Origin of the sequence: Exiguobacterium sp. SH5S4, assembly GCF_004337045.1 — a bacterium.
GTDB classification, from domain to species: domain Bacteria; phylum Bacillota; class Bacilli; order Exiguobacteriales; family Exiguobacteriaceae; genus Exiguobacterium; species Exiguobacterium aurantiacum_A.
In genome coordinates, this window is the sequence record NZ_SJUQ01000002.1 from 143,829 (window position 1) to 170,439 (window position 26,611).

Annotated in this window: 27 protein-coding genes, 1 pseudogene and 1 riboswitch; of the genes and pseudogenes, 3 read left to right on the forward strand and 25 right to left on the reverse strand. The window is 53.7% G+C overall.

Annotated elements, in window-relative coordinates; translation table 11 throughout:
* Window positions 1–9 precede the first annotated feature (9 nt).
* The gene (locus EVJ32_RS01950) at window positions 10–204 is read left to right on the forward strand and encodes a DUF1128 family protein (RefSeq protein WP_016509709.1); all 195 of its coding nucleotides are present in this window, start codon (window positions 10–12) and stop codon (window positions 202–204) included.
* Window positions 205–241: 37 nt separating this feature from the next.
* On the opposite strand, the gene rnc is transcribed toward EVJ32_RS01950, so the two are convergent.
* The 11 genes from rnc to EVJ32_RS02005 form a co-directional block, all read right to left on the reverse strand.
* Complete coding sequence (gene rnc, locus EVJ32_RS01955; RefSeq protein WP_370250773.1) at window positions 242–958, reverse strand: ribonuclease III; 717 nt, start codon at window positions 956–958, stop codon at window positions 242–244.
* Window positions 959–1,079: 121 nt separating this feature from the next.
* Window positions 1,080–1,319 (reverse strand): acyl carrier protein, encoded by a 240-nt coding sequence (gene acpP / locus EVJ32_RS01960; protein WP_016509693.1) that lies wholly within the window; start codon window positions 1,317–1,319, stop codon window positions 1,080–1,082.
* Between the two features lie 59 nt (window positions 1,320–1,378).
* Complete coding sequence (gene fabG, locus EVJ32_RS01965) at window positions 1,379–2,119, reverse strand: 3-oxoacyl-[acyl-carrier-protein] reductase (RefSeq protein WP_070327516.1); 741 nt, start codon at window positions 2,117–2,119, stop codon at window positions 1,379–1,381.
* The gene (fabD, locus tag EVJ32_RS01970) at window positions 2,112–3,029 is read right to left on the reverse strand and encodes an ACP S-malonyltransferase (RefSeq protein ID WP_070327517.1); all 918 of its coding nucleotides are present in this window, start codon (window positions 3,027–3,029) and stop codon (window positions 2,112–2,114) included. Before fabD ends, fabG begins: the two co-directional genes overlap by 8 nt.
* Before the next feature lie 18 nt (window positions 3,030–3,047).
* Entirely contained in the window at window positions 3,048–4,037 is a 990-nt protein-coding gene (gene plsX / locus EVJ32_RS01975) for a phosphate acyltransferase PlsX (protein WP_131456228.1), read from the reverse strand.
* A complete protein-coding gene (gene fapR, locus EVJ32_RS01980) occupies window positions 4,034–4,603 on the reverse strand; it encodes a transcription factor FapR (RefSeq protein ID WP_016509712.1) in 570 nt (189 codons plus the stop codon). The genes plsX and fapR overlap by 4 nt, the downstream gene beginning before the upstream one ends.
* An 85-nt stretch (window positions 4,604–4,688) precedes the next feature.
* On the reverse strand, window positions 4,689–6,719 hold the full coding sequence (recG, locus tag EVJ32_RS01985; RefSeq protein WP_131456230.1) for an ATP-dependent DNA helicase RecG: 2,031 nt from the start codon (window positions 6,717–6,719) through the stop codon (window positions 4,689–4,691).
* Window positions 6,706–7,593 (reverse strand): L-serine ammonia-lyase, iron-sulfur-dependent, subunit alpha, encoded by an 888-nt coding sequence (gene sdaAA, locus EVJ32_RS01990; RefSeq protein ID WP_131456232.1) that lies wholly within the window; start codon window positions 7,591–7,593, stop codon window positions 6,706–6,708. The genes recG and sdaAA overlap by 14 nt, the downstream gene beginning before the upstream one ends.
* A 12-nt stretch (window positions 7,594–7,605) precedes the next feature.
* Window positions 7,606–8,268 carry an L-serine ammonia-lyase, iron-sulfur-dependent subunit beta gene (gene sdaAB / locus EVJ32_RS01995; protein ID WP_035386362.1) on the reverse strand — a complete coding sequence of 221 codons (663 nt, stop codon included), beginning with the start codon at window positions 8,266–8,268 and terminating at the stop codon, window positions 7,606–7,608.
* Between the two features lie 63 nt (window positions 8,269–8,331).
* Window positions 8,332–10,008 (reverse strand): DAK2 domain-containing protein, encoded by a 1,677-nt coding sequence (locus tag EVJ32_RS02000; protein WP_201738391.1) that lies wholly within the window; start codon window positions 10,006–10,008, stop codon window positions 8,332–8,334.
* A 22-nt stretch (window positions 10,009–10,030) separates the two neighbouring features.
* A complete protein-coding gene (locus EVJ32_RS02005) occupies window positions 10,031–10,393 on the reverse strand; it encodes an Asp23/Gls24 family envelope stress response protein (RefSeq protein ID WP_016509701.1) in 363 nt (120 codons plus the stop codon).
* A 252-nt stretch (window positions 10,394–10,645) separates the two neighbouring features.
* On the opposite strand from EVJ32_RS02005, the gene rpmB reads away from it, so the two are divergent.
* Complete coding sequence (gene rpmB / locus EVJ32_RS02010) at window positions 10,646–10,834, forward strand: 50S ribosomal protein L28 (protein ID WP_015881349.1); 189 nt, start codon at window positions 10,646–10,648, stop codon at window positions 10,832–10,834.
* A 57-nt stretch (window positions 10,835–10,891) separates the two neighbouring features.
* Here rpmB and EVJ32_RS02015 read toward each other — a convergent pair whose 3' ends face one another.
* From EVJ32_RS02015 to gmk, 14 genes and pseudogenes are all read right to left on the reverse strand, one after another.
* Window positions 10,892–11,479, reverse strand: coding sequence for a thiamine diphosphokinase (locus EVJ32_RS02015; RefSeq protein WP_070327523.1), 588 nt, complete (start codon window positions 11,477–11,479; stop codon window positions 10,892–10,894).
* A complete protein-coding gene (gene thiT, locus EVJ32_RS02020; RefSeq protein ID WP_236633994.1) occupies window positions 11,479–12,051 on the reverse strand; it encodes an energy-coupled thiamine transporter ThiT in 573 nt (190 codons plus the stop codon). The genes EVJ32_RS02015 and thiT overlap by 1 nt, the downstream gene beginning before the upstream one ends.
* 74 nt (window positions 12,052–12,125) lie before the next feature.
* Window positions 12,126–12,225, reverse strand: a riboswitch (TPP riboswitch).
* 19 nt (window positions 12,226–12,244) lie between these two features.
* Window positions 12,245–12,901, reverse strand: coding sequence for a ribulose-phosphate 3-epimerase (rpe, locus tag EVJ32_RS02025; protein ID WP_070327525.1), 657 nt, complete (start codon window positions 12,899–12,901; stop codon window positions 12,245–12,247).
* A gap of 1 nt (window position 12,902) precedes the next feature.
* A complete protein-coding gene (gene rsgA, locus EVJ32_RS02030) occupies window positions 12,903–13,787 on the reverse strand; it encodes a ribosome small subunit-dependent GTPase A (RefSeq protein ID WP_070327526.1) in 885 nt (294 codons plus the stop codon).
* Window positions 13,788–13,830: 43 nt separating this feature from the next.
* Window positions 13,831–15,768 (reverse strand): Stk1 family PASTA domain-containing Ser/Thr kinase, encoded by a 1,938-nt coding sequence (gene pknB, locus EVJ32_RS02035; protein ID WP_131456236.1) that lies wholly within the window; start codon window positions 15,766–15,768, stop codon window positions 13,831–13,833.
* A 5-nt stretch (window positions 15,769–15,773) separates the two neighbouring features.
* The gene (locus EVJ32_RS02040; RefSeq protein ID WP_070327528.1) at window positions 15,774–16,508 is read right to left on the reverse strand and encodes a Stp1/IreP family PP2C-type Ser/Thr phosphatase; all 735 of its coding nucleotides are present in this window, start codon (window positions 16,506–16,508) and stop codon (window positions 15,774–15,776) included.
* 8 nt (window positions 16,509–16,516) lie between these two features.
* Window positions 16,517–17,602 (reverse strand): dual-specificity RNA methyltransferase RlmN, encoded by a 1,086-nt coding sequence (gene rlmN, locus EVJ32_RS02045; RefSeq protein ID WP_131456238.1) that lies wholly within the window; start codon window positions 17,600–17,602, stop codon window positions 16,517–16,519.
* A gap of 2 nt (window positions 17,603–17,604) precedes the next feature.
* Window positions 17,605–18,933 carry a 16S rRNA (cytosine(967)-C(5))-methyltransferase RsmB gene (gene rsmB / locus EVJ32_RS02050; protein WP_131456240.1) on the reverse strand — a complete coding sequence of 443 codons (1,329 nt, stop codon included), beginning with the start codon at window positions 18,931–18,933 and terminating at the stop codon, window positions 17,605–17,607.
* A gap of 1 nt (window position 18,934) precedes the next feature.
* On the reverse strand, window positions 18,935–19,906 hold the full coding sequence (gene fmt / locus EVJ32_RS02055) for a methionyl-tRNA formyltransferase (protein WP_255417542.1): 972 nt from the start codon (window positions 19,904–19,906) through the stop codon (window positions 18,935–18,937).
* Window positions 19,892–20,320: pseudogene (gene def / locus EVJ32_RS16340) on the reverse strand (peptide deformylase); the annotation flags it as partial. The gene fmt and the pseudogene def, both read right to left, overlap by 15 nt.
* Window positions 20,321–20,331: 11 nt before the next feature.
* Window positions 20,332–22,656 carry a primosomal protein N' gene (gene priA / locus EVJ32_RS02060; protein WP_070327531.1) on the reverse strand — a complete coding sequence of 775 codons (2,325 nt, stop codon included), beginning with the start codon at window positions 22,654–22,656 and terminating at the stop codon, window positions 20,332–20,334.
* Window positions 22,653–23,843 carry a bifunctional phosphopantothenoylcysteine decarboxylase/phosphopantothenate--cysteine ligase CoaBC gene (gene coaBC, locus EVJ32_RS02065; protein WP_131440309.1) on the reverse strand — a complete coding sequence of 397 codons (1,191 nt, stop codon included), beginning with the start codon at window positions 23,841–23,843 and terminating at the stop codon, window positions 22,653–22,655. Before coaBC ends, priA begins: the two co-directional genes overlap by 4 nt.
* Window positions 23,844–23,902: 59 nt before the next feature.
* On the reverse strand, window positions 23,903–24,112 hold the full coding sequence (rpoZ, locus tag EVJ32_RS02070; RefSeq protein WP_070327533.1) for a DNA-directed RNA polymerase subunit omega: 210 nt from the start codon (window positions 24,110–24,112) through the stop codon (window positions 23,903–23,905).
* A complete protein-coding gene (gene gmk / locus EVJ32_RS02075) occupies window positions 24,112–24,759 on the reverse strand; it encodes a guanylate kinase (RefSeq protein ID WP_070327534.1) in 648 nt (215 codons plus the stop codon). The genes rpoZ and gmk overlap by 1 nt, the downstream gene beginning before the upstream one ends.
* Window positions 24,760–24,890: 131 nt before the next feature.
* Between gmk and EVJ32_RS02080 the strand changes: the two genes are divergently transcribed.
* The gene (locus tag EVJ32_RS02080; RefSeq protein WP_131456244.1) at window positions 24,891–26,579 is read left to right on the forward strand and encodes an Rqc2 family fibronectin-binding protein; all 1,689 of its coding nucleotides are present in this window, start codon (window positions 24,891–24,893) and stop codon (window positions 26,577–26,579) included.
* Window positions 26,580–26,611: the final 32 nt, after the last annotated feature.

The following is a 26,611-nucleotide window of genomic DNA, read 5'->3' on the forward strand; positions in this document are numbered from 1 at the left end:
GTACTACACATGACGAATGAACAAATGATCGAGGAAATCCTCGATAAAATGAACATCATCAACCGCGGTGCGATCAAGGCGGAAGAATATAACAAAGCCGATGCATCGGCCGTGAAAGAGATTTACGACTACGTGATGAACCGGTCATCACTCTCGATCTCTGAAGTCGACGGTCTCGTCGAAGAACTTGGCCAATTGACGTAACCAAAAGGAGTGGACCCGCGCGGGTCCACTCCTTTTTTTATAGGCCGGCGTATCGCCGATTGAATTCGATCAACGCTTCTTTAGCCGCGATCTGCTCGGCTTCTTTCTTCGAACGACCGATCCCTTCGCCGACGATATCGTCACTGAGACGAGCGTGGGAGACGAATTCACGGCTATGGGCCGGACCGCGTTCTTCGATGATCGTATACGTGACCGGGCCGAGCCCTTCGCGCTGTACACTCTCTTGAAGTTGACTCTTATAATCGGTCTGCTCTTCAAACACACCGGCTAAGACTTTCGGAAAAACCGCTTCGGCGAGGAACTGTTCTACTGGTTCGATCCCTTGGTCAAGATAGAGGGCGGCGATGTATGATTCGAACACATCGGCGAGTAACGCGGGACGTTTCCGTCCGCCTGTCAGCTCTTCCCCTTTTCCAAGCAAGATAAAATCAGAGAAAGCGTAGGCTTCGGCAAAGTTCACGAGCGACGGCTCACAAACGATGGCCGCCCGTAACTTCGTTAATTCCCCCTCGGAGCGCTCCGGATACGTCTCATATAAAAACCGGGACACTGTCAACTCGAGCACCGCGTCTCCTAAAAACTCTAACCGTTCATTGTCTTTTTTCAAGCCGCGTTGTTCATTGACATATGATGAATGGGTGAACGCCTGCATTAACAGTTCTTGGTTCGTAAACTTCACACCGAGCCGTTCCTCGAGTGCCGTGAACTTCTCCACGATGCGTGCTCGCTCCACTTCATTTCGTCGGCGTCTTTGCGCCGACCCTTGACGGTCGAACCGTCGCTTATCCTTTGTCATAAGTCCCTCCGTGTATAAGCACAAGCCCACCGCTCATTATGAGCGGTGGGAGGCTTGATTACAATTTTGTTTCGATGTAAGACACGACGTCGCCCACAGTTGCAAGCTTCTCGGCATCTTCGTCTTCGATAGTGATATCGAACTTGTCTTCAAGGTCCATGACCATTTCCATCACTTCGAGCGAGTCCGCACCGAGGTCGTCTTTAAATGATTTTTCGGCTGTGATTTCAGAAACGTCTTTCCCGAGTTTCTCTGCTACTGCTGCTTGTACGTCTACTAAGATTTGTTCTTTTGTCATGATAAAATCCCTCCAAAGTAAATTATATTAAATGTACTACAATTGGTAAAGTTCTGTTTTTACGCCATCGTCATGCCGCCGTCGACGGCGATCGTCTGCCCGGTCACATAAGCGGCCTCGCTTGACGCGAGAAACGAGACGATGCTCGCCACGTCTTCGACTTGGCCGAAGCGATTGAACGGAATTTGTCCGAGCGTCGCTTCGCGCTGCGCGTCTGTCAACGCACCCGTCATGTCGGTCTCGATAAAGCCCGGACAGACCGCGTTCACCGTCACGTGACGGGCCGCGAGCTCGCGCGCCACCGATTTCGTGAGTCCGATGAGTCCAGCTTTCGCTGCCGCATAGTTCGCTTGTCCGGCGTTCCCCGTGATTCCGACGACCGAGGCGATGTTGATGATGCGCCCTGATTTCGACTTGAGGAGCGGACGCGTCGCCGCTTGCGACGTCAAGAACGCGCCTTTCAAATTCGTTGCGAGCACATCGTCAAAGTCGGTCTCTTTCATGCGCATGAGCAGACCGTCTCGTGTGATCCCGGCGTTGTTGACGAGGCAATCCAAACGGCCGAACGTATCGACTGCCGTCTTGACGAGTGCTTTCACATCGTCAGCGTTCGAGACGTCCGCTTTGACGGCGATCGCCTCGCTGCCCGCTGCTTCAATGGCTGCAACGACTGCTTTTGCTTGCTCGACACTACCCGAGTAATTGACGACGACTCGAAAGCCGTCTTCCCCTAAACGCTTCGCGATGGCGGCCCCGATACCCCGGGACGCACCCGTCACGATTGCTACTTGGTCATGCACGCACTTCTCCCCCTAACGCTGCAACCTCTTCTAACGTCGTCACTTGTTTAAGTGTCACGTTTTTATCGATTCGTTTGATGAGCCCGGACAACGGTGACGTCGAACCGAACTCGATGAACGTATCGACCCCCTCAGCAATCGCTTTCCGGACACAGTCCTCAAACCGGACCGAGGCGTACAGTTGCTCGGTGAGAAGCGCCTTTAGTTTCTCGGCGTCAGTATGGACCGCCGCGTCGACGTTCGAAATGATCCCAATCGTCGCATCTTTGAACGGTGACGATGCGAGCACATCTTTAAACCGTGTCGCAGCAGGCATCATATACGAGCTATGAAACGCGCCTGACACGTCTAGCGGCAACACGCGTTTCGCCCCAGCCTGTTTTAAGTCTGTCTCTGCTTGTTTGACCGCGTCGACGTGACCCGAAATGACGAACTGGCCCGGACAGTTGTAATTGGCGATTTGTACAAGGTTTCCGCTGGCACTGATCTTCTCGGTCAAGTGGAACGCTTCTGCGACATCGGTCATGCCGATGACCGCTGCCATCGTTCCGTCCTTCACCTCGGACATGAGCTTACCGCGCTCACGTACGAGCACACACGCTTCTTCGAGATCGATGACGCCTGCGACGACGAGTGCCGCATACTCACCGACACTATGGCCAATCACGACGTCCGGTTTGGCACCGGTCTTCCCGTGTGCGAGCGCGAGCAGCGCCGCGTGCGCCACGATGGCAGGTTGTGCGACTTCCGTTTGTTGAAGCTCTTCTTTTGATCCGGCCGCCATGACGTCGAGCAAATCAAATCCGAGTCGACGATCGATCGCTTGCATCTGTTCAGGATCGTCTAAGAACGTTTGACCCATACCGACTGTTTGTGACCCTTGGCCGGGAAATATCCACGCTTCTCTCATGTACTCACCTTCTTTACGTTAGTCTGTTGCTTTCGCTTGTTTGATCTTCGCGACGACATCATGGTCAACCATGATTTTCGCCTGTTTGAGCGCACTCATGATGGCTAGTGCGTCACTCGACCCGTGCGCTTTGATGACGGGGGCGTTGATTCCGAACAAGCCCGCACCACCTTGCTCACGATAATCTAATGTTTGTTTCAAGTTTTTCAGTTTCGGTTTTAAGACGAGAGCGGCAAGCTTCGAGACAATATCGCTCGTGAACTGTTCTTTCAACATTTTCATGAGCATTGACGAAGCACCCTCCACACCTTTCAACAAAATGTTTCCGGCAAATCCTTCTGTCACGATGACATCAACGTCACCTGACATCGCCTCGCGGGCCTCGACGTTTCCGACGAAGTGGACCGGAGCCTGTTCGAGGAGGGGGAACGCTTCTTTCGTCAGCGCGTTTCCTTTCCCAGCCTCCGTCCCAATGTTTAGGAGCGCGACACGTGGGCGCTTGATGCCGCGGACGTGCTCGGCGTAAAGCGAACCCATGATCGCGTAATCAACCAAATGTTCTGCCTTAGCGTCCGGATTGGCCCCGACGTCTAAGACGACGACACCGCTACCCGTATATGTAGGGAACGTTGGCGACAGTGCCGGACGTTCGATTCCAGGAATCCGACCGATGACAAAAAGCGAAACCGCCATGAGCGCCCCGGTGTTCCCGGCCGATACGAGTCCATCTGCTTTCCCGTCTTTGACGAGCTGAGCCGCTACGACGAGCGAGCTGTCTTTCTTCCGGCGAACCGCCCGGACCGGTTCATCTTCGCCTGTGATGACTTCGCTCGCAGGAACGATTGTAATCCGTGGGTCGGTCAACCCGTAGGACGCAAGCTTCACTCCATCACCGACTAGAAACAGTTCCATCTGCTCGTCCGGAAAACGTTCAGCAAATTGTTTTACGCCGTCCACGATTGCTTTTGGGGCATGATCCCCACCCATTGCATCAATTGCTAACTTCATACTTGTTCCTCCTCACCGCGACGATAAATCGTGAAGTCTCCGCTAAAGACACACTCTTCGCCGACATAACTATCCACTGAGACGTCCGTCCGTCCGTCTCGACGCAGTTTGACAACACGAGCCTTGGCAACGACTCGCTCTCCGAGATGAACTTGGCGACTAAACCGGATTTCCGCTTTAGTGGTCAACGCCAGTTCGTCGTCGATGAGCGCCACCGCTAACGAGTTGGCCTGAGCGAACAAAACGTGTCCACGGGCGATCTCGTTGCGGCTAAAGACGTGTTCTCTTTCCATGTCGAGAACCGAGATGGCCGATTCGTCGAGTTTCAAGTCAATCATATCACCGATGACCTCGCTCATTGCGAGCGACTTCACTTCATCGAGGTGCTCTGAAGCAACATGCTTGATCCGTTCCCGGACTTCAGGAATTTTAAGCTCCATCCGATCAAGACGGATCGTTTGAATGCTGACGGCGAACTGCTTCGACAGTTCGTCGTCTTTAATGAACGGGTTATGTTCAATCGTTTCTTGCAGTAAGCGTTGCCGCTCCTTCTTAGGTACCCGCATTCAGTTCCCTCCTAAACTCTTCCCTAAAGAACTTAATACCTGGTACTAATAGCAGTATATATTCTTTAGTTTTAATTTTCAAGTGTTATTCTAACCTTTCGCCGACAAGTAAGTCGAGTCGCTTCAAGTATTGACGCAGCGGTCTGTACGAGGACTCCTGCCAAAACGTCTCGCTGCCGAGCAAGCGGACGGCGTCTTGCATCGCCACTTCCATCACTTTGAGGTCGAGCACCGGGTCGGCGACACGGAAACTCGGCAACCCGCTTTGGGCTGTCCCAAAGAAGTCGCCGGCGCCGCGGAGTTCTAAATCTTTTTCCGCTAACACGAATCCGTCGTTCGTCTCCGTCATCGTCTTCAAGCGGAGCTTCCCGACATCAGACTTCGGGTCTCCTACTAATATACAATAAGATTGATGTGCGCCTCGACCGACGCGTCCCCGTAACTGATGGAGCTGGGCCAAACCGAACCGTTCCGCATCGTGGATCACGATGAGCGAGGCGTTCGGCACGTTCACCCCGACCTCGACGACCGTCGTCGACACGAGAATTTGCAGGGAGTTGTCAGCGAACGCCTTCATCACTTCATCTTTCTCGGCACTCGACAGTTTTCCGTGCATGAGTCCGACCGCATAGTTCGGGAATCGCTCATTGAGTAAATGATACAACTCGGTTGCGCTCTCGACTTCGAGCGTATCGGATTCCTCGATCAATGGCGCGATGACGTACGCTTGACGTCCGAGTGACAGTTCGCGCTCGACCATCACATGCACTCGGTCGATTTGATCCGTTTTCGCCCAATACGTCTCGATCGGCTTCCGGCCTGCCGGCATCTCATCGATTGTCGACACATCCATCTCCCCGAACGCGCTGATCGCGAGCGTCCGCGGAATCGGCGTCGCCGTCATATACAAGACGTCCGCAAGATCAGCCTTGTCTCGTAACATTTTCCGCTGCTCGACGCCGAACCGGTGTTGCTCATCCGTGATCGCCAAGTGCAGACGCGAAAACTCAACCGGCCCTTGAATCAAGGCGTGCGTGCCGACGATGATGTCGACGTCACCGGCTTTGATCGCTTCGAGCAACGTAGCGCGCGCCTTCCCTTTGACCGAACTCGTCAATAAGGCGACACGGATCCCGTACGGCTCGAACAGTTGTTCAAGCGAAGCGACATGCTGCTCGGCCAAAATTTCGGTCGGCACCATGAGCGCGCCTTGATAACCCGCGTTCACTGTCGCATACAAGGCGATCGCGGCAACGACTGTCTTCCCGCTCCCGACATCCCCTTGCAACAGGCGATTCATGCGTTCGGGCTTCTCGATATCACTCACGATCTCACGAATGACGCGCGTCTGTGCACCCGTCAACGGGAAAGCGAGCCGCTTGACGAACTCGTTGAGTTGCGTTTTTTCGAGCGTGAGCGCCCTCCCTTTCCCGGAACGTTCCATCTTTCGAAACGCCTGAAGCTTCAATTGATAAAGCAGGCATTCTTCGTACACATAACTGCGGCGCGCTTGTTTGTACATCTCGATCGAATCAGGGAAATGCATCCCTCTGAGCATCGACGCCCGGTTCTCCAAGCGGTAACGCAAGCGGATTGATTCCGGCAGCCGGTCCTCAAACGTCGTCGTCTGATCGAAGGCGAGTTTGACGATTCGACTGAAATTCTTTTGCGTCAATCCGGCACGAAGCGAATAGATCGGCTGTAACCCGTCCGCGAGCTCACCGAACTCGAGATCGGTCGCACTGATCGTCATCCGGTTCATATCCCATTTCCCTTTGACCGTCACCGTCGCACCAAGCGCCAGTTTGTCTTTATAGAAAGCGCGGTTGAACATCGTCACATGGACGACGTAGCGCTCTTCTAACAACAGCCGGAACTGAAGTCGATTTTTGCCTTTACTATAATAGCGGACGAGCGGTTCCGCTTGAACGGTCCCACTCCATTTGACCAGGTCCCCGTGGACTGCCGTCGTCACGGTGCCGCTGTTATAATTTTCATAACGAAACGGGACGTGCTCTAGCACGTCCTCGATTCGTTCGAGACCCATCGTCTCTAGTTTTTTGGCCATCTCTGGCCCGACCCCTCGGAGCGTCGTCAACGCGTCACTGTTTGGCATTTTCTTTCTCTCCAAAAATATTGCGTTCGATCCGACGTGCTGTCGGTGTATTGGCGAGTCCGCCCCGTGCCGTCTCTTTCAAGGCGGTCGGCATCATTTGACCGATCTCGTACATCGCTGAGATGACTTCATCGCACGGGATGCGGGACGTGATGCCCGCGAGCGCCATATCAGCCGCGACGACCGCGTTCGCCCCACCCATGGCGTTCCGTTTGACGCAAGGTACTTCGACAAGACCCGCTACCGGATCGCAGACGAGCCCGAGCATGTTTTTCAAGGCGATCGCAAACGCCGTCGCCGACTGTTCCGGCGTCCCGCCGGCCGCTTCGACGATGGCTGCTGCAGCCATACCGGTCGCGGAACCGACTTCGGCCTGACAGCCTCCGGCCGCACCCGAAATCGAGGCGTTGTTCGCGACGACGAATCCGAACGCGCCCGAGGTGAATAAATACCGAATCATCGCATCGCGGTCCATCTCGAGACGGTCCTTGACCGCAAATAGCGTCCCCGGTACGACCCCGGCGCTCCCCGCCGTCGGTGTCGCGCAAATCCGTCCCATCGCCGCATTCACTTCGTTCGTGCCAATCGCTTTGGCGACGGCATCTAAAATCAAGTCACCGGCAAGTGATTTGCCCGATCGGACATAGTCTTGCATGAGCACGGCGTCATTCCCAGTCAGCCCCGTCACAGACGTCACGCCTTGCATCGCCCGCTCGACCGCTTCTTCCATCACTTCAAGGTTACGTTCCATCATCGCCATGACCTCTTCTCGTGTCGAGCGTCTGACGTGGACTTCTTGCTCGATCATCACTTCAGAGATCGGGATGTCTCGTTCCGTTGCCGTCCGTACTAATTCTTCTACTGATTTAAACATAGTCGTTTCTCCTTATTCCCCAAAGATGGCTACCCGTTCGATTTGAGGTAACCGTTCCAGTTCCGCTAATACATCTTTTGGCATCGGTTCATCCATTTCAATCGCCATCAAGGCTTGCTTGCCTTTTTCATGACGGCTCACTTCCATATGCCCGATGTTCAGTTCGTGCTTGGCGAGTATGCCCGTCACGGCCGCGATCGCCCCGAAGCGATCGTGATGCAAGACGACAAGTGCCGGTCCACCGCCGGAAAGCTTGAGCGGGAATCCGTTCAATTCGGTGATTTCAATCGTGCCACCGCCAATCGAGATCCCAACGATCTCAAACGTCCCCTCCGCGTCCTCGAGATGAACCCGGGCCGTGTTCGGATGATCCGTGAGCGCGTCGCTCGTCTCAAAGACGACTTCGATCCCCCGCTCTTTCGCGATGTCGAGCGCTTGCGGGATGCGCAGATCGAACGTATCGAACCCCATGATGCCTCCGACGATGGCGACGTCCGTCCCATGACCTCGATACGTGTCGGCGAACGACCCGTAAAACGTGATCCGCGCGAGGTCCGGCGTTCGGCCGAACAGTTTGCCGGCCATAAGACCGATGCGTGCGGCTCCGGCCGTATGCGAACTCGATGGTCCGACCATGACCGGCCCGATAATATCAAACACACTGCGATATTTCATCGCATTTCCCCCTTTCAAAAAAACCCTACCTTCATTATACAGAAGGCAGGGCTGAGATACAGCTTATTCCACACTAAAAATGTAGGAGTAGAGCGGTTGTTTACCGTCGTGAACTTCGATTTCAATCTCATCGTTCTTCGATTCGATGTAAGCCGAGAGTGTTGCGACATCTTCCGCCGACGAACCTTCGCCCGTCAAGATCGTGACAATCTCATCATCCGCGTCCACAAGTGCATCTACGAGCGCTTTTGCCGCTTCTAGACTCGATTTTGATGATGCGACGATTTTCTTCTCAGCAATCGCCATATGATCATCTTTACGAATCTCGACACCGTCGATACTCGTGTCACGGACAGCGTATGTCACTTGTCCTGACTTGACCGTAGTTGCGGCCGTCTTCATGACCGACTCGTTCGTCTCGACATCCGCTTCAGGATTGAACGCGATGGCAGCCGCTAGTCCTTGTGGTACCGTCTTCGTCGGAATGACCGAGACGCCGCAAGGTGCGACCGATGCCGCTTGCTCAGCGGCCATGATGATGTTCGAGTTGTTCGGGAAGATGAAGACGTGCTCGGCGTTCGCCGCTTCAATCGCTTTGACGATGTCTTCCGTCGACGGGTTCATCGTCTGCCCGCCTTCGATGACATGTGCGGCACCGAGCGAACGGAACAGTTCACTGACACCTTCACCCATGGCGACGGTGACGATCGCGTAAGGCACTTTCGCTTTGACGGCAGTCGCTTGAACGCCGTGCTGGTTGGCACCGTGCTCTTCTTCAAGAATCGTCGAATGCTGTTGACGCATGTTCTCGATCTTGACTGCGACAAGCTCACCAAAACGTTGTCCTTTCGTGATGACGTCGCCCGGCGTCTCGACGTGAACGTGGACTTTGAGCAACTCTTCGTCGGCGACGACAAGGAGAGAGTCTCCGAGTTCAGACAGCTCGTTACGGAACACGTCCTCATCGAACGGAGTCTGTTTCAACTTTTCGTCTTGGAAACGGACCATGATCTCCGTGCAATATCCAAATTCGATATCTTCCGTCGACATGAAGCCTTGCGCAGCATGGTGTTCTGCCTCAACGAGGGCATCCATGACCGGTGCGTGCGGCTTCTCGAGCTCTTTCCCTTCAAGGCTCGCGAGGAACCCTTCATAGATGACGAGGAGACCTTGACCGCCTGAGTCGACGACACCGACTTCTTTTAAGACCGGCAACAAATCAGGTGTCCGTTCGAGCGAAGCTTTCGCTTCCGTGATCACTTGCTCCATGAACTCATTGAAGTCGCTCGTCGACTCAGAGGCACGGAGCGCTTCGTCGGCCGCTTCACGAGCAACCGTCAAAATCGTTCCTTCAACCGGTTTCATAACCGCCTTGTATGCCGTGTCGACGCCACGTTTGAGTGCCTCGGCAAAGTCGAGTGTCGATAATTCTGTCTTTCCTTCGATTGATTTACCGAAACCACGGAATAATTGGCTTAAAATAACACCCGAATTCCCACGGGCCCCCATAAGTAGACCGCGGGCAAACTTTGATGACACGTCAGCGATATTCGCCGTGTCGAGTGCGGCCACTTCCTTCGCACCTGAAGTCATCGTCAAATTCATGTTCGTTCCCGTGTCGCCGTCTGGGACCGGGAAGACGTTAAGCGAATCCACGTAATCTGCATTTTGGCTCAAGTTGGCTGCACCGTTTGCGACCATCTGCGCAAACACCAATCCATCTAAACGTTTTAACCCCACACCAAATCCTCCTTCGTTCTCGTCAGTCATTCGTCAGACGAACGCCTTGTACGAATATATTTACCGACGAAACGTTTAATCCTAAAGTTTCACCGAGCGTGTATTTTACACGACTTTGCACGTTGTACGCGACTTCCGACACTTTCGTCCCGTAGCTCACGATGATGTGCATATCGATATGTACGTCTTCTCCATCTTGACGTACGACAACGCCACGCGCATAGTTCTCACGTTTGAGCAGTTCTGCGATCCCGTCTTTCAGTTGAGCTTGTGACGCCATTCCTACGACGCCGAAACATTCCATCGCCGCACCGCCCGCGAGTGTCGCGACCACGTCGTTCGTGATATCAATATTGCCATATGTTGTCTTCATTTCAATTGCCATATGGAGTAGCCTCCTTTATTCGGAATGATTCCTACAGTATATTCTACAATAAGTACCTAGTTATTAAAAGGACATGCCCCTAAACTCGGTCAATTGTAACCGCAACCCTCATTCATTATTAAAATCCTCATCCGTAATGTCAAGTTTTTTTCTTGTCATCCGGTTATTTTCTAGTTGCATCGTGAAAAAACCCATGCTAATATAAACGAGTGTCTATTAGGACGAACCCACATAAAAAAGGAGGGGAAACGCATGGCACGTAAATGCTACGTAACAGGTAAGTCACCTAAGTCAGGTAACAACCGTTCGCACGCACTCAACAAGACAAAACGTACTTGGGGTGTAAACGTACAAAAAGTTCGCATTCTCGTTGACGGTAAACCTAAACGAGTTTGGGTTTCAGCTCGCGCTCTTAAATCAGGTCTCGTTGAACGCGTATAATTACCATACACGAACGAAATAAATCCCAGCGGCATGCGCCGATGGGATTTTTTTTGTTTATTTCTTTATATACATAATCAAGACGTTGCCGCTATGAACGAGCAAGTCCGCCTCTTCCGCCGACCACTCGTTTGAGATCGTCAGCGCCTCATGGCTGACGACGTCATGGTTCTCGAGCGGGTACTTGACGCCACGAATCGAGACCGAGGCCCGTTTCCAAGGTACGAGCGACAAGTAATGGTCAGGACGACGCGGGAGACGATAGTCCCCTTTTCCGACGAGGCGGACTTCTTGCCCGTCTGCGAACAACCGCATCTCGGGGTACGCCTCGAGCAGACCGACGTTGCTGAGCGTCATATCGAGTCTGCCTCCGAGTGCACCGTACACGTCGATCACGTCCGCCCCTTTCCCTCGTGCCGCCTCGAGAGCGATCTCAAGGTCGGTCACGTCTTTTTCAGACGGATAACGGACAGCTTCCTCCGGCACGGTGCCTGTGAACGAATCAAAGTCACCGACGAGCAGGTCCGGCTTCATCCCACGGTCGAGCAGCGTATGATAGCCGCCGTCGACGCCGATGACGTAATCGGCGTTCCGAGGAAGCTCAGGGACCGCTTCCGGGCTCGCAGCCACAATCAAGACGCGCATTATCTGATGTCCCGTGTCGCGAGCGTCGCGAAGCGCGGCGCCGACGTGAACAAGATCACGATCACGACCGCCGAGACGAGGAACGACGGCAACATATACGTCAAGTTATAGCCGAGCGAGTACAAGACGACCGGTCCTTCCGCATACTCGGCGAAGAAGACGATGCCGGAGACGACGTGCGCAACATATCGGAGCGCCGAGCCGATCAACGCCCCGAGAATCAAATAGAACGTGAGCGTTTTCTTGGCGCCGTCTTTTGCCGACTGTTTGACTTGACCGGCGAAGATACCGGCGACTCCGACGAGGCCGTAGGCGACCGTGTAGTCGAGTAAAAACTGGACCGGTGTGAAGATATAGGCCCCAAATAACAGTTGTAGCGTCCCGACGAGCGCGCCTGTCGCGAGTCCGCCTCTCAATCCATGCCGATACGCCATCACGAGAATCGGCAGCATCGCCAGGCTGACTGCTCCGCCTTGCGGCAACCGATATGGGATGAGCATGTCAAAGATCAGTCCGAGCGAGGCGAACAGCGAGATTTCAATGAGCGCCTGTAGTTTTAAACGTTGTTTCATCTTATTCCCTCCTTGATATGAGTGAACGACAAAAAGCAGCATGACGTAAACGCCATGCTGCTATCGTGTAGCAACGTGCATTTTCGCCACATCCCTACGTCCGTGTGAACGGAACAGGTTCAAAGGGTTAGCTCATGCCTCTCAGCCACAGATGTGACACCCCTTGCGACAATATTTGTTGTTCTACAGACGATTATACACGAGACGCGTTGCGAATGCTATCGATTGCGTCTTTATAGCTCGGTTCGTTATAGATGGCCGAACCGGCAACGAGGACGTCAGCACCTGCGTCGATACAAAGTTTTGCCGTCGCAGGATTTACGCCGCCATCGATCTCGATTTCGAAGTCGAGACGACGCGCTTGGCGCATCTCGCTGAGCGCCGCGATCTTCGGGACGACCGCTTCGATGAACGCTTGGCCGCCAAAGCCAGGGTTCACGGTCATGAGCAACACCATATCGACATCACCGAGCACGTGCTCGATTGACGACAACGGTGTATGTGGGTTCAAGACGACACCACACTTAGCGCCGGCTCCTTTGATTTGTTGCAATACGCGATGCAAATGGTTTGTCGCCTCGACATGGACCGTGACGATATCGGCGCCTGCTTGAACGAAGTCCTCGACGAACCGTTCCGGCTGGTCGATCATCAAATGGACGTCTAATACCATGTCCGACTTGTCACGCAAACTTTTGAGTACCGGCAGTCCAATCGAGATGTTCGGCACGAACTGACCGTCCATGACGTCAAAATGGATGTAATCGGCCCCTGCTTCTTGGACCGCTTTGACCTCTGCCTCAAGGTTGGCAAAATCGGCCGACAGGATCGATGGTGCGATTTTAATCATGTTAGTACCTCCGTTGTCTATCTTTTAATTCCTCCATAAACGTAACATAGTTCGCATAGCGGGTGGAAGCGATTTCTCCGGCCTCGACCGCCGCTTTGACGGCACAACCTGGCTCGTTCAAATGGGCGCAACCACGGAATTTACAGTCATCGTGCCGCAAGACGAATTCAGGGAAACACCAACGCATCTCCTCGACTTCAAGTTCTTCCGGGAACTCAAGACTCGAGAATCCAGGTGTATCGGCGACGAACCCGTCCGCGAGTGTGATGAGCGTGACGTGACGCGTCGTATGCTTCCCGCGGCCAAGCGCTTTCGAAATCTTACCAGTCGCGAGTTCAAGCTCCGGTGCGACCGCGTTCAGCAACGAACTCTTCCCGACGCCGGTCTGTCCGGCGAATACGCTCGTCTTGTCTTTGAACGCACTGCGGATGAGCTCGATCCCAGCTCCGTCTTCGGTCGACGTCTCAATGACTTGATAGCCGATCGAACGGTATAGCGCTGCCGCCGCACTAATTTTTTCCTTTTCAGCTTCTAGCAACAAGTCCATCTTCGTCAACACGATGATCGGGTGAACTTGCTTCGATTCGATCAAAATGAGAAAGCGGTCAAGCAAATGAAACGAGAACGCCGGCTCTTTCACGGAAAAGAGCAGAAACGCCTGATCGATGTTGGCGATCGGCGGACGGACGAGATGGTTCGACCGCTCATCGACAGCCATGATGTAGCCGGTCCCGTCCCCTTGGTCTTGAATATCCACGTCGTCCCCGACGACGGGCGAAATGTTTCGGTTCCGGAAGTTTCCCCGGGCGCGACATCTGATTTCAACTTTCGTTTCGGTCATGACATCATAAAATCCACCTTGCAAGCGAATAATCGTTCCTTTCATCCTGTTTCCTCCTTAGAAAAGAGGTGACGCGCACGCCACCTCTTCATTGTGAATCTTTTGCTTGGGCGTATGTCACCGTATCGGTCCGAACGACTTCTCCCTCGACTTCAATCGTCGCGGTACCGACTTCGTCCGGAGCAATGACGAGCGTATAGGAATACGTCGTCGTTTCTGTGATCATATCACGCAACACTTCGATCTCACCACGGGCATCGACGGTACGGATGACGACTTCGACCGGCTCCGCCTCTTCACCTTCTGCCGACGGTTCGATTTCGACGTCCACTTCTCGCTCGATCGAGATGTCGGTCGGCTCGACCCCTTGTGAGACGATGACCGTCAGTTCCGTTCCCGGATCGACCGCCGTCCCTGACGTCGGAAGTTGACGAATGATTTGATTCGCCGGGATGCTCGTCGAATACTCATCGCGTTTCACGATTTTCAAGTTGTTTTGCTCGGCGTAAGTTGACGCCTCTTCGAACGTATAGCCTGTCAAATTGGCGAGCTCGATTTTGTTGCTTCCGGTCGAGACGACGAGCGTGACCGTCTCTTCCGACGCGATAACTTCCTCACCTGGCGTGATCGACTGCGAAATCACATCTCCGCTGTCGACCGTTTCGGACGATTCGGATTGGATTTCAATATCTGTGAAATCAAGATCTTTCAACGTTCGTTCCGCTGCTGTTTGCGACAATCCCTCGACGTCAGGCATCTCGACCGTCTCTTTTCCAGCGGACACGACGATGGTGACGACCGTTCCGCGCTTCGGCTTCCGTCCAGGTTGCGGGTTTTGCGAAATCACGTCGCCTTCAGACACGTTGTCACTCACCCGGTCTGTCGTCTCAACGATGAATCCGGATGCTTCCAGTTCAGTCGTCGCATCACCGACGCTCATACCGACGACATCAGGCACGACGGCACGTGACATTTCATCTGCAACCACATACGCGGCAACCCCGCCACCAATTAATAAAAGAACGAGCACTAGCCAGAGCCACCACTTCTTTTTCTTTTGTTTCTTCGGTGTCGCCGATTCCGGTTCGACTGCAGCTGCCGGCTGCTTGACGACTTCTTTCGGTTCTTCCGGAACGACAGGTGCCATGACGAGCGTCTGATCAAATTCGTCTTGTTCTGTCGGCATCCGTTTCGGTTCGTCCGCGCGGTCTGAGCTGAGCGACGTCAAGCAGTCTTTTTTAAAAGCAGCAACCGAGGCATGTCGTGCCCCCGGCGATTTGGCGAGCGCCTGCATAATACAGTTCTCAAGCGCTTGTGGAATTTTAGGGTTCAAGTCGAGCGGTCGGATCGGATCATCTTGCAAATGTTGTAACGCGACCGCGACCGGCGTCTCACCGATGAACGGGACTCGTCCTGTCACAAGTTCGTATAGCACCGCACCGAGCGAATAAATGTCTGACTTCTCATCGGCAAACTTGCCACGCGCTTGTTCCGGAGAGAAGTAGTGGACCGACCCGAGGACTGACATCGTATGGGTCAGCGTCGCGTTCGACATGGCCACGGCAATCCCGAAATCGGTCACTTTGACGTTCCCGTTTTGGTCGATCATCATGTTTTGCGGTTTGATATCCCGATGAATGATGCGATGGGCATGGGCATGATCGATCGCATCACAGATCTGTCCCATGATCCGTAACGCTTCCTCGATTGATATGTACTCTTCCTGTAAATATTGTTTGAGCGTCATACCATCGACATGTTCCATGACGATGTAATAAATGTCTTGTTCATCTCCGACGTCATAAATGGCGACGATGTTTGGATGGTTCAGACTGGTTGCCGCATGGGCTTCTCGTTCGAACCGGCGTATAAATTGTTCGTTATGCGAGAATTCAGATCGTAACACCTTAATGGCGACGGTTCGGTTTAAAATCTCATCGTGAGCCCGGTAGACATTTGCCATGCCGCCGCTACCGATTTGTTGTTCGATCCGATAACGATCGTTGATTCGTTCTCCACTTCGCATCGGATTCATCCTCTCTTTCTATCTGTGAATTGGACGAGCGCCACAGTGATGTTGTCGCTCCCACCCAATCGGTTGGCTTGATCGATCAACATGTCCGCCTTAGCGTCCGCAGAGATGGGACGAGTTAAGGCGTGTTTGATGGCTTCATCTGTCAGGTGAGTCGTCAAGCCATCCGTACAGATTAAAATCGTGTCGAACTCGGGGTCGGCAAACACTTGCAGATCAGGTTCGACGTGCTCTTTTGAGCCGATCGCACGGGTGATAATATTTCGTTTCGGGTGGATCCGCATTTCTTCTTCCGTCAATTCCCCAAGTTGTTTTAGCACGTTGACGTAAGAATGGTCTTCCGTCAATTGTTGGAGTGTTCCGCCACGAAGGGCGTAGACGCGGCTATCGCCGATGTGCACGATGACAATCGTTTCGTCATGCCAACAGACGCCAGCGATGGTCGTCCCCATCATGACGAGATTAGACTGCTTCGCGAATTCAAGCACTTGCTCATTTGCCAGCTCCACGTTATCACGGAACCACGTCTCCATCGCTAACGGTGTGGCCGGAAGCGTCGGAAAGGCGCGACGAAACTGCTCGATGACGAGCCCGCTCGCGACCTCTCCTGCTTCATGCCCCCCCATGCCGTCGGCGACGAGGGCGATCCCGGCATGCTCGTCCCCTAAAATCAAGACGGCATCTTCGTTTTGAGCCCTCACCTGCCCACGGTCGGTTCGGTATGCTAATTCCATCTTCCTGATTACCTCGTTTCTTGTTCGCGCTCCTTCGCTCGAAGCTGCCCGCAAGCCGCATCGATGTCCGAACCTTGTTCGCGACGAATTGTCACGTTCACTTTTCGATCTTTGAGCACTTTTTCAAAGGCAAAAATTTGATTACGTGGCGTGCGCACATAGTCGCGCTCAAGCACATGGTTGACTGGAATCAAGTTGACGTGGCATTTGACGCCTTTCAACAAGTCGGCAAGCTTGTGGGCATCCTCTTCTGTATCGTTGACGCCACCGAACAAACCGTATTCAAACGTGATACGACGTCCACTCTTCTCCGTGTAATAGTTGACGGCTTCCATCAACTTGTCCAAGTTATAGGCACGGTTGATCGGCATGAGACGTGTCCGAACTTCCGTCGACGCCGCATGAAGCGAAATCGCAAAGTTAATGCGCATCCCTTCGTCGGCGAACTTGTAGATTTTCGGCACGATTCCGCTCGTTGAGACGGTGATGTGGCGTGAACCGATGTTCAAACCGTCATCGTGGTTGACCGTGCGCAAGAAACGCATCAATTCGTCATAGTTGTCAAACGGTTCGCCGATTCCCATGACGACGATCGAGTCGACACGTTCACCGCTCACGTCGAGCGCCCGTTGAACATCTAATACTTGAGCCGTGATTTCTCCGGCTTCAAGGTTACGTTTCAACCCGCCGAGCGTCGATGCACAGAACGTACAGCCGATGCGGCATCCGACTTGTGTCGTGACACAGACCGAGTTGCCGTATTCGTGGCGCATGAGTACCGTCTCGATCGAGTAACCGTCTTGGAGCTCGAACAAGAACTTGATCGTTCCGTCTTGTGATTCCTGGCGGACGAGTTCTTTTAACGTCGTCAACTGGAACGAAGCATCGAGTTTTTCACGAAGCGGTTTCGACAAGTTCGTCATATCATCGAATGACGTCACCCGTTTGACATACATCCAGTCATATAACTGTTTCGCGCGGAACGACTTTTCTCCTGCATCGATGAGCCATTGTTCGAGTTCAGGGTATGTGAGCGAATATAAAGACGGCTTGGCACCGACTAATGGGGTTTTTTCAACTGCTTTTGGATTCATGTTTATACCTCTTTCTTAAATGCGGCGATGTAGAAGCCGTCCGTTCCGAACGTCGTCGGAAGTAGTTTGAGTTCGGCGCGGTCCGATGACACCATCGGACGTAACACTTCAGGAAGACGATCTCGGAGTGTTTCATCCCACGTCAATCCGTTCGACAATATATAGTCGGCCTGCCGTTCATTTTCAGACGGGTCGATTGTACATGTCGAGTACACTAGCGTACCACCTTGCTTCAGTAGTGGCAAGACAGCGTCAATAATTTCACGTTGGATGATCGGCAGTCCAGAAAGGGATTCTTTGTCCTTCGTCCATTTAATATCTGGCTTGCGGCGAATGACACCTAGACCCGAGCACGGGACATCGAGCAAGATGCGGTCAAAGCTCTCGCGTTCGAACTCATCTCCGGCGTCTCGGGCATCGAGGGCTAGTGCGGTCACTCCATCGATTTGCAATCGCTTCACTTGTCGTTCGATCAGTTTTGCCTTATGAGGGTGAAGGTCGAGCGCCACGAGCGTCCCGCCGTCCATCCGTTCGGCGGTGTGCATCGCTTTTCCGCCTGGCGCGGCACACGCGTCGAGCACGCGTTCGGTCTTCTCGGCACTGAGCGCGTCGGCGACGATCATCGAGCTCTCATCTTGAATCGACAAAAGTCCTGCGTCGATAAACGGCGTCGTATGAACGTTTCCGGACTCGATAACGAGACCGTCTGACGATAGATCAGAACGTGACGCTTGTACGCCTGACTCGGCGAGGCGTTCGATCATCTCGTCGACCGTGATTTGTTTGCGGTTGACGCGAACTGTCACCGGGGCCGGCTCGTTGTTCAACTTGCACATCGCCTCTGTCGCCTCAATCCCGTACGTGTTGATCCAATCCGCGACGAGCCAGTCGGGATGACTGTGCTCGATCGCGATCCGTTCGGCGTCAGGAAGCCCGCTCAAATCTGGGAACCCGTCACGGGTGACGTTGCGCAACACGCCGTTGACGAACTTGCCGATGCCGGAGTGCCCACGTTTTTTGGCGATCTCGACCGCCTCGTGTAAGACGGCCCGGTCCGGCACTTTGTCCAAATAGAACAGTTGATACACGCTCATCCGAAGGAGCGGTAAGACGAAACTGTCCAGTTTTTTCGGGTTTTGGACACGCTTCTCCAATATATAATCAAGCGTCCGCTTCCGCCCGAGCGTTCCGTAGACGAGCTCTGTGTAAAGTCCCACGTCTTTTGAAGCTAGCTTTTTTTGGTTTAATAAATCGTTGACCGCGATCGTCGAATAGGCTCCGCCTTGTTCGATTTTGATCAGCGTATCAAGCGCTGCTTGTCTTACGTTCATGTCACCCTCCTAATTGGTCGCCCACTTGCAGCTTTTGTCCGGCACCGCGCATGAACGTGGCACCGTCCATCCGTTTTTTTCCGGCCGGCTGTAACTCTGTCACTTTGATGGCGACGTCATTTCCAGTCGCGACCACAAACCCATCCTCTTCAAGCCGGACGATTGTGCCCGCCTCACCGCTCCCGCTCGTCTTCTCGCTCGCGAACACTTTCACCCGCTCGCCCGCGATCAATGTATACGCCGTCGGGAACGGGTTCATGCCACGAATGTGGTTGAAGATCGATGCACCCGGCTGCGACCAGTCCAGCTGTTCGCGGTCCCGGCTAATGTTCGGTGCGAACGTGACGTCACGTTCGTCTTGCGGTACCGCTTCGATCCAGCCTTCTAAAAAGGCTGGCAACGTCTTGATCAACAGATCAGACCCTGCGACGGCAAGTTTGTCGAACAGCGTACCGACCGTGTCTGTCTCTTCGATCGGGACGATCGTGTTCGCGATCATGTCACCTGCATCCAATTTATCGACCATGTACATGATCGTGACGCCCGTTTCTGTCTCTCCGTCCAAAATCGCTTGATGGATCGGTGCGCCCCCCCGGTATTTTGGAAGGAGCGAGGCGTGCACGTTGATCGCGCCATATGTCGGAGCCTCTAACAGTTCACTCGGCACGATTTGCCCGTAAGCCGCCGTCACAATCAAATCGGGTTCAAGCGCCAAAATATCCTCGTAATCGGTGCGGACTTTGATCGGCTGCAATACCGGGATGTTATGACGGAGCGCACACTCTTTGACCGGTGTCGGTTTGAGCTCGCGCTTGCGACCGACCGGTTTGTCCGGCTGCGAGACAACACCTACGACATTGTATCCTTCTTCGAGCAAGCGCTCAAGTACGGATACGGCGAACGCCGGTGTGCCCATGAAGACGATCCGCTTGTCGGTTCCGGGCTTAGGAACGGCGAGTTTATCGGTGAACAGGACGCCGTCTAAATGGTCGATCTCGTGTTGGATGGCGCGCGCGAAGAAGCCGCTTGCTTTCACTTCTTGAAAGCGCCCTTTCATGTCTTGCGTCTTGACGACGATCGACTCATGTCGTTCGACGAATCCGAACTCACCCGGGATGCTCAAGCAACCTTCTAATCCGACGGCTTTGCCTGCGGTCGAAATGATCTCTGGATTGATCAATACGAGCGGACCTGTTTCGTCGTCAGTATGGACGACGGCAAGGCGCTGGTTCAAATTGACTTGCGGCGCGGCCACACCGACGCCATCATACTCATACATCGTGTCAAACAGCCGGTCGACCGTCTGGCGCAACTTCTTGTCAAACTTTGTCACCGGGTCACAGTTGACCCGCAAAATCTCATTTGGAATTTCGACTACTTTATACATTTCGTTCCACCTCACATGAAGACGTATGGATTTACATCTATACTCAATTGATATTCTTTTTTGCTGATTGCTTTCGCCCGCGCTTGTTGCAGCATGGCGAGAACGGGATATAACGCTTCCGGTTGTTTCGTCTTGATGAACAGCTGGTAGCGATACAAGTTTTTTAGTTTCGATAACGGTGCCGGCATCGGTCCGTTCAGCCGGGACTGCTCGACGTGCGCTGCCGCAAAATCGGCGGCGAACAGGTCGGCCTCGGCTTGCGCGACGAGCGGATTCTCAGCCGCGAACGTGACGAGCGTCACGTACCAGTAAGGCGGATGGTTGCCGACTTGTCTGAGTTTCATCTCGCGCTCGAAAAACGACTCATAATCATGCCCACTCGCCGTCTCGATGACATAATGGTCCGGATTGTACGTCTGGACGTACGCCTCACCCGGTAAACTTCCACGTCCGGCTCGTCCGGCGACTTGGGTGACGAGTTGGAACGTGCGTTCGGTCGCCCGAAAGTCGGGCATACCGAGCGTCGCATCGGCCGCGAGCACGCCGACGAGCGTGACGTTCGGAAAATCGAGCCCTTTGGCAATCATCTGGGTACCGAGCAGGATGTCGGCCTCGCCGTCCTCAAACCGTTTCAACAGCTGTTCGTGCGACCCTTTACGCGACGTCGTATCCTGGTCCATGCGGATGATCCGTGCTTCCGGGATTCGGTTCAACAGCTCGGTCTCGATCTTTTGCGTGCCGGTGCCGAACTGTTTGATCTTTTTACTGTCGCACGTCGGGCATTTCGGCGGCATCCCGATCTCATAGCCACAATAGTGGCATTTGAGCCGGTCGCCGTGCTGATGATACGTCAAGTTGACGGCGCAATGTGGGCAGGTCAGCCCTTCCCCACAATCACGGCACATGACGAACGTCGTGAACCCGCGGCGATTGAGCAAGATGACACATTGTTCTTTCTTCGCAATCCGGTCATTGATGGCCAGAAATAAGTCTTCCGAGAACATCGTCGTGTTCCCTTTCGCGAGTTCGCGGCGCATATCGACAATATGGACGGGCGGCATCTTGCCGCCGTAGCGTTCACTCAAATGCAAATAGCGATAGACGCCTTTTTGGGCGCGGGCGTAAGACTCGAGCGACGGTGTCGCGCTTCCGAGCACGACCGGACAACCGTGATGACGGGCTCGCCAAATTGCGACGTCGCGCGCATGATAGCGTGGATTTTCTTCTTGTTTATACGTCGTCTCATGCTCTTCGTCTAGGATGAGCAGGCCGATGTGTTCGAGCGGAGCAAAAATGGCCGATCGGGCGCCGACGACGACGTCGACTTCCCGTCGCTTGATTTTCCGCCACTCATCATACTTCTCGCCTTGCGACAAGGCGCTATGGAGGACGGCGACGCGATCGCCAAAACGGCGTTTGAACCGTTTGACCATCATCGGTGTCAAGCTGATCTCCGGAACGAGCAGGACGGCTTGCTTCCCGTCATCGACGACTTGGCCGATCGACTCGAGATACACTTCGGTCTTTCCGCTTCCGGTCACGCCGTGGAGCAACAACGTCTCACCGGCTTCGGCCTCGCGAATCGCGCGCACCGCTTCCGTTTGACTGTCATTCAGTTGGACATCATCGATCACTTGTTCGATCGAAGCGTACGGGTCTCGATTCAATTCGACTTCGGTCACTTTGACGGCACCGAGCGTCTCGAGCTTTTGCAGCTGGGGGCGCGTCAATCCGATTTGACGGAGCGACGACCAGTACATACGAGGCACGTCTTCAAGCAGACGGACCGCCTCGAGCTGTTTTTTGGCACGCGCCGGGACGACGCTCGCATCCTTCAACTCGATCAACAAGTCGGTTTTGACCGTTCGTTTCTCTTTTAGCACCGGTGAAAGCGACAAGTCCCCTTTTTTGGCCATGGCCAAAATCAACGACTGGACTTCTTTTGGGTACTCCGACAAGTGTGTGCCGGCCCGAACACCCTCAGGAAGTGACTCCCCTTTGATCGCTTTATCGTAGCTGACTTTCAGCGCCGCCGGCAACATGGCGAGCAGTGCCGACGAGCGGAAGCAAAGCGTCGTCTGTTTCACGTGCGTCGACAGTTCGAGCAACTCTTCGGTCAAAGACGACTCTTCGTCAAGAAGCGCTTCGAGCGGTTTTAACCCTTCCCGTGTTCCGTCCGACACCCCTGTCACGATGCCGAGTAACCGTCTCGATCCGAACGGTACCGATACGCGCATACCTGGCTCGATCAACGACTCGAACTGGACCGGGACCTCATAGTCAAACGGTCGGTCGATCGTGATGACCGGAGCATCAACGTGGACGTGAGCAATCATCGTAAACCTTCCTTAAAGTAGGCGAGCAACTCGTGGGCGAGACGTTGTTTGCTCTGCCGCGGCAGACGGACAGATGAGCCATCCGCTCGGAATAAGACGACTTCGTTGTCGTCAGACCGGAAACCGATGTCTCGCTTCGACACGTCGTTCGCGACCAAGAAGTCGACGTTTTTACGCTCGAGTTTAGCCCGGGCATGGTCTTCAAGCTGCTCTGTCTCGGCAGCGAATCCGACGAGGAGCTGATGCGTCTTCTTCGTTCCGAGCTCCTTTAAAATATCGGTCGTCTCCTCGAGCTCGATCGTCAACGGGCCGTGGACTTTTTTATGTTTCTCGGTGTGGACCGTCTTCGGACGATAGTCAGCGACCGCCGCCGACTTGATGACGATGTCTTGCGTCGCAAATCGCTCGAGCACCGTCTCGAGCATCTGTTGTCCCGACTCGACCGCGATCGCGGTCACCCCGTCTGGGACCGGGACTTGGAGCGGGCCGTGGACGAGCGTCACGTTCGCGCCCATATCTCGCGCCGCCTCAGCAAGGGCGACTCCCATCTTCCCGGATGAATCGTTGGATAAAAACCGGACCGGGTCGATACGCTCGACCGTGGGCCCAGCCGTAATCAAGACGTGCTTTTCAAGCAAGTGTTTCGGGACGAACTGGCTCGCGATGATGCGGACGAGATCTTCCGGTTCAGGCAGACGTCCGCCGCCAATCCAGCCGCAGGCCAGATTGCCGACACCCGGCTCGATGATTTGATAGCCGTATGATTTGAGCGTCTCGATATTTCGGCGGGTCGCCGGATGTTCGAGCATGTTGACGTTCATCGCCGGAGACACGATGACGGGACATTTCGCTGCTAAGATCGAGGTCGTGATGAAGTCGTCGGCGATTCCGTTAGCAAGTTTAGCGATGATATTCGCCGTCGCCGGGGCGACGACGATCAAATCACTCGTATCAACGACATCGATGTGGGCGATCTTCGTCGGGTCGTGCTCTTCGAACACGTCCGAATAGATCGGATTGCGACTGAGTGCTTGAAACGTCGCCTTTCCGACGAACTGCTCAGCCGATGCTGTCATCGCCACGCGGACGTTCGCGCCTGCTTGAACGAGTTTTGACGTGAGTGCGCACGCCTTATATGCAGCGATACCGCCGCTCACACAAAGCAAGATGTTCCGGTCGTTCAACATTCACATTTCTCCCCTTTATAGACAATGAGACCCAAGTCGTATCCGACTTGGGTCACACTTCATCCGTTGTTCTTTTCGTTCACGATGATTGTCGTGTCACCCGAGAATATTTCTTCTAGCGCTTGACCGACCGGTTTATACGATTTTGGCGCAGCGATTTTTGGTGCTTTTCCGTCTTGGATCTGACGGGCACGCTTGGCGGCCACCGTCACGATTGTGTATTTCGACGGGATGATACGTTGTAAGGCATCAATCGAAGGGTATAACATTAAATGACCTCCATCATAGCTTTTTTATAGAGAGACGCGACACGTTCACGTTTACAATGCTCGGCCGTCACGATCGCTTTGATCCGGTCGATCGCTTTATCGACTTCGTCGTTTGTGACGACGTAATCGTAAGCATCCATCAACTCGATTTCTTCACGGGCGACGAGCAAGCGTTGCTTGATGACTTCTTCCGATTCAGTGCCTCGACCGACTAAACGGTTTCGAAGTTCTTGCAGGCTCGGCGGTGCGAGGAATAAAAAGACGGCTTCTGGGAAACGTTCCTTTACTTGGAAAGCTCCTTGGACTTCAATCTCTAAAATGACGTCCTTGCCACTTTCAAGCGTCTCGCGCACCCATTCGACCGGTGTCCCGTAATAGTTGCCGACGAATTCTGCATGTTCAAGCAGTTGATCGTGTTCAATCATGTCTTCAAATTGCTCTCTCGTCTTAAAGAAGTAATGCACTCCCTCAACTTCGCCTTCACGTGGTTTTCGAGTCGTTGCCGACACCGAATACTGAAGGTTGTTGTCCGCCTCTTCACGGAGCACTCGGCAAACAGTACCTTTGCCGACACCGCTTGGACCAGACAAGACGATTAATAATCCTCGTTCTTTAAAATTCAATGCAAGCCCTCCATCTTCTAACATCACATTACATTATAATAGCAGTCCTTTAATTGTTACGGCAAGAAGAAGTTCGGATTTCCTACTTCATCGTACCATATTTTCTGTGAATCTGATAACGTAGAGACAGAAAAAGGACAAAGGTGATGAGACTAATGGCATATGATGGATTAATGACATATCGTGTCGTAAAAGAACTACAACCGCTCGTTGGCGGTCGAATCAATAAAGTGCATCAACCGTATGCGCTCGACTTGATGATTCAAGTCAGATCGAACCGACAAAGCGTCTCGTTGCTCGTTTCAGCGAATGCGATGTATGCGCGACTTCAATTGACGGACACCCCGATCAAGAACCCGCAAGAGCCTCCGATGTTTTGTATGATGCTGCGGAAGCATATCGAGGGCGGCTTTATCACAGCGATCGAACAAGTCGGCCGCGACCGTGTCATCGTTTTCTCGGTCAGATCGCGTAACGAGCTCGGCGACGAAGAAAACAAACGCGTCTATATCGAACTGATGGGACGTCACTCGAACGTCGTCTTGACGAACGAGGACGGCAAGATTTTAGACGCAATCAAACACCTTCCCCCGTCTCAAAACACGTATCGGACGATCATGCCAGGCAGCGAGTACATCTTGCCGCCGGCGCAACAAAAATCCGATCCGTTGACGGAACGGGAAGCGGGATTGAAACGAATCGATTGGAACGCAGGTATGCTCGACAAGCAGCTCGTTGCCAGTTTCGCCGGGATGAGCCCGCAAATCGCTCAAGAGATCATGCATCGAGCCAAAACGCCGAACCGCTCGAACTTAGAGGCGGCGTTTGACAGCGTGATGGCAGACCTTGAAGGCGCTTATGTATTCCAACAGCTCGCCTCCGGGAAGGAACGGTTCAGTCCAATCGCGCTCACGTCGGGCGATATCGTCTCTGAAGAACGCTACGACTCGAGCCGGGAAGTGCTCGACCGCTTTTACTATGAGAAGGCGAACCGTGACCGGGTCAAGCAGCAAGCCCATGACGTCGAGCGTCTGCTCAAGTCAGAGCTCGAACGCAACCAATTAAAACGGAAACGCCTGCTCGAGGATATGAAAGCGACGGAACGATCGAACGAGCTCCAAAAATACGGTGAGCTGTTGACGACGTATTTGTTCCAACTCGAGAAAGGGATGAAAATCGCTCACGTCGTCGACTATTATGATGAGGACGGCGCTATGATCGATATCCCGCTCGATCCGCTTAAAACACCGAACGAGAACGCGCAACGTTACTATAAGAAATACAACAAACTAAAAGTTGCCAAAGTCGAGGTTCAAAAGCAAATTGAACTGAACGAGACCGAAATCAGCTATTTAGAGACGCTCGTCGCCCAACTCGACGTCGCCGCGCCGCGCGATATCGTCGAGATTCGCGAAGAGCTGGCCGAAGGCGGGTACATCCGACAAAAACGTCAGAAGAAGAAACAAACGGCCAAAGTCGCGCTCGAAGGCTACACATCTTCGACCGGTGTCGAGTTTTACGTCGGCAAAAACAATACGCAAAACGACCACTTGACGTTCAAGTTCGCGCGTCGCGACGAAGTTTGGCTTCACGTGAAAGATATCCCCGGTTCACACGTCATCATCCGGTCGACCGAACCGGACGAGACGACGCTCCTCGAAGCAGCGACCGTCGCCGCCTACTTCTCGAAGGCACGTGCCTCGAGCGGGGTGCCGGTCGACTATACGAAAGCCCGTTACGTGAAAAAACCGAGCGGCGCCAAGCCGGGATTCGTCATCTACACCGATCAGCAGACGGTATACGTGACTCCGGACGAGCAGCTCGTCAAATCATTACAACAATGAGACGTAACATGGGGTCAATAATGATGCCACTT

Bases quoted from the DNA above. Each gene is read 5' to 3' on its own strand.
- EVJ32_RS01950 (WP_016509709.1), top strand. From the start codon at position 10: ATGACGAATGAACAAATGATCGAGGAAATCCTCGATAAAATGAACATC.
- acpP (WP_016509693.1), bottom strand. From the start codon at position 1,319: ATGACAAAAGAACAAATCTTAGTAGACGTACAAGCAGCAGTAGCAGAG.
- fabD (WP_070327517.1), bottom strand. From the start codon at position 3,029: ATGAGAGAAGCGTGGATATTTCCCGGCCAAGGGTCACAAACAGTCGGT.
- plsX (WP_131456228.1), bottom strand. From the start codon at position 4,037: ATGAAGTTAGCAATTGATGCAATGGGTGGGGATCATGCCCCAAAAGCA.
- fapR (WP_016509712.1), bottom strand. From the start codon at position 4,603: ATGCGGGTACCTAAGAAGGAGCGGCAACGCTTACTGCAAGAAACGATT.
- recG (WP_131456230.1), bottom strand. From the start codon at position 6,719: ATGCCAAACAGTGACGCGTTGACGACGCTCCGAGGGGTCGGGCCAGAG.
- sdaAA (WP_131456232.1), bottom strand. From the start codon at position 7,593: ATGTTTAAATCAGTAGAAGAATTAGTACGGACGGCAACGGAACGAGAC.
- sdaAB (WP_035386362.1), bottom strand. From the start codon at position 8,268: ATGAAATATCGCAGTGTGTTTGATATTATCGGGCCGGTCATGGTCGGA.
- EVJ32_RS02005 (WP_016509701.1), bottom strand. From the start codon at position 10,393: ATGGCAATTGAAATGAAGACAACATATGGCAATATTGATATCACGAAC.
- rpmB (WP_015881349.1), top strand. From the start codon at position 10,646: ATGGCACGTAAATGCTACGTAACAGGTAAGTCACCTAAGTCAGGTAAC.
- EVJ32_RS02015 (WP_070327523.1), bottom strand. From the start codon at position 11,479: ATGCGCGTCTTGATTGTGGCTGCGAGCCCGGAAGCGGTCCCTGAGCTT.
- thiT (WP_236633994.1), bottom strand. From the start codon at position 12,051: ATGAAACAACGTTTAAAACTACAGGCGCTCATTGAAATCTCGCTGTTC.
- rpe (WP_070327525.1), bottom strand. From the start codon at position 12,901: ATGATTAAAATCGCACCATCGATCCTGTCGGCCGATTTTGCCAACCTT.
- rsgA (WP_070327526.1), bottom strand. From the start codon at position 13,787: ATGAAAGGAACGATTATTCGCTTGCAAGGTGGATTTTATGATGTCATG.
- pknB (WP_131456236.1), bottom strand. From the start codon at position 15,768: ATGCGAAGTGGAGAACGAATCAACGATCGTTATCGGATCGAACAACAA.
- EVJ32_RS02040 (WP_070327528.1), bottom strand. From the start codon at position 16,508: ATGGAATTAGCATACCGAACCGACCGTGGGCAGGTGAGGGCTCAAAAC.
- rlmN (WP_131456238.1), bottom strand. From the start codon at position 17,602: ATGAATCCAAAAGCAGTTGAAAAAACCCCATTAGTCGGTGCCAAGCCG.
- rsmB (WP_131456240.1), bottom strand. From the start codon at position 18,933: ATGAACGTAAGACAAGCAGCGCTTGATACGCTGATCAAAATCGAACAA.
- priA (WP_070327531.1), bottom strand. From the start codon at position 22,656: ATGATTGCTCACGTCCACGTTGATGCTCCGGTCATCACGATCGACCGA.
- coaBC (WP_131440309.1), bottom strand. From the start codon at position 23,843: ATGTTGAACGACCGGAACATCTTGCTTTGTGTGAGCGGCGGTATCGCT.
- rpoZ (WP_070327533.1), bottom strand. From the start codon at position 24,112: ATGTTATACCCTTCGATTGATGCCTTACAACGTATCATCCCGTCGAAA.
- gmk (WP_070327534.1), bottom strand. From the start codon at position 24,759: ATGTTAGAAGATGGAGGGCTTGCATTGAATTTTAAAGAACGAGGATTA.
- EVJ32_RS02080 (WP_131456244.1), top strand. From the start codon at position 24,891: ATGGCATATGATGGATTAATGACATATCGTGTCGTAAAAGAACTACAA.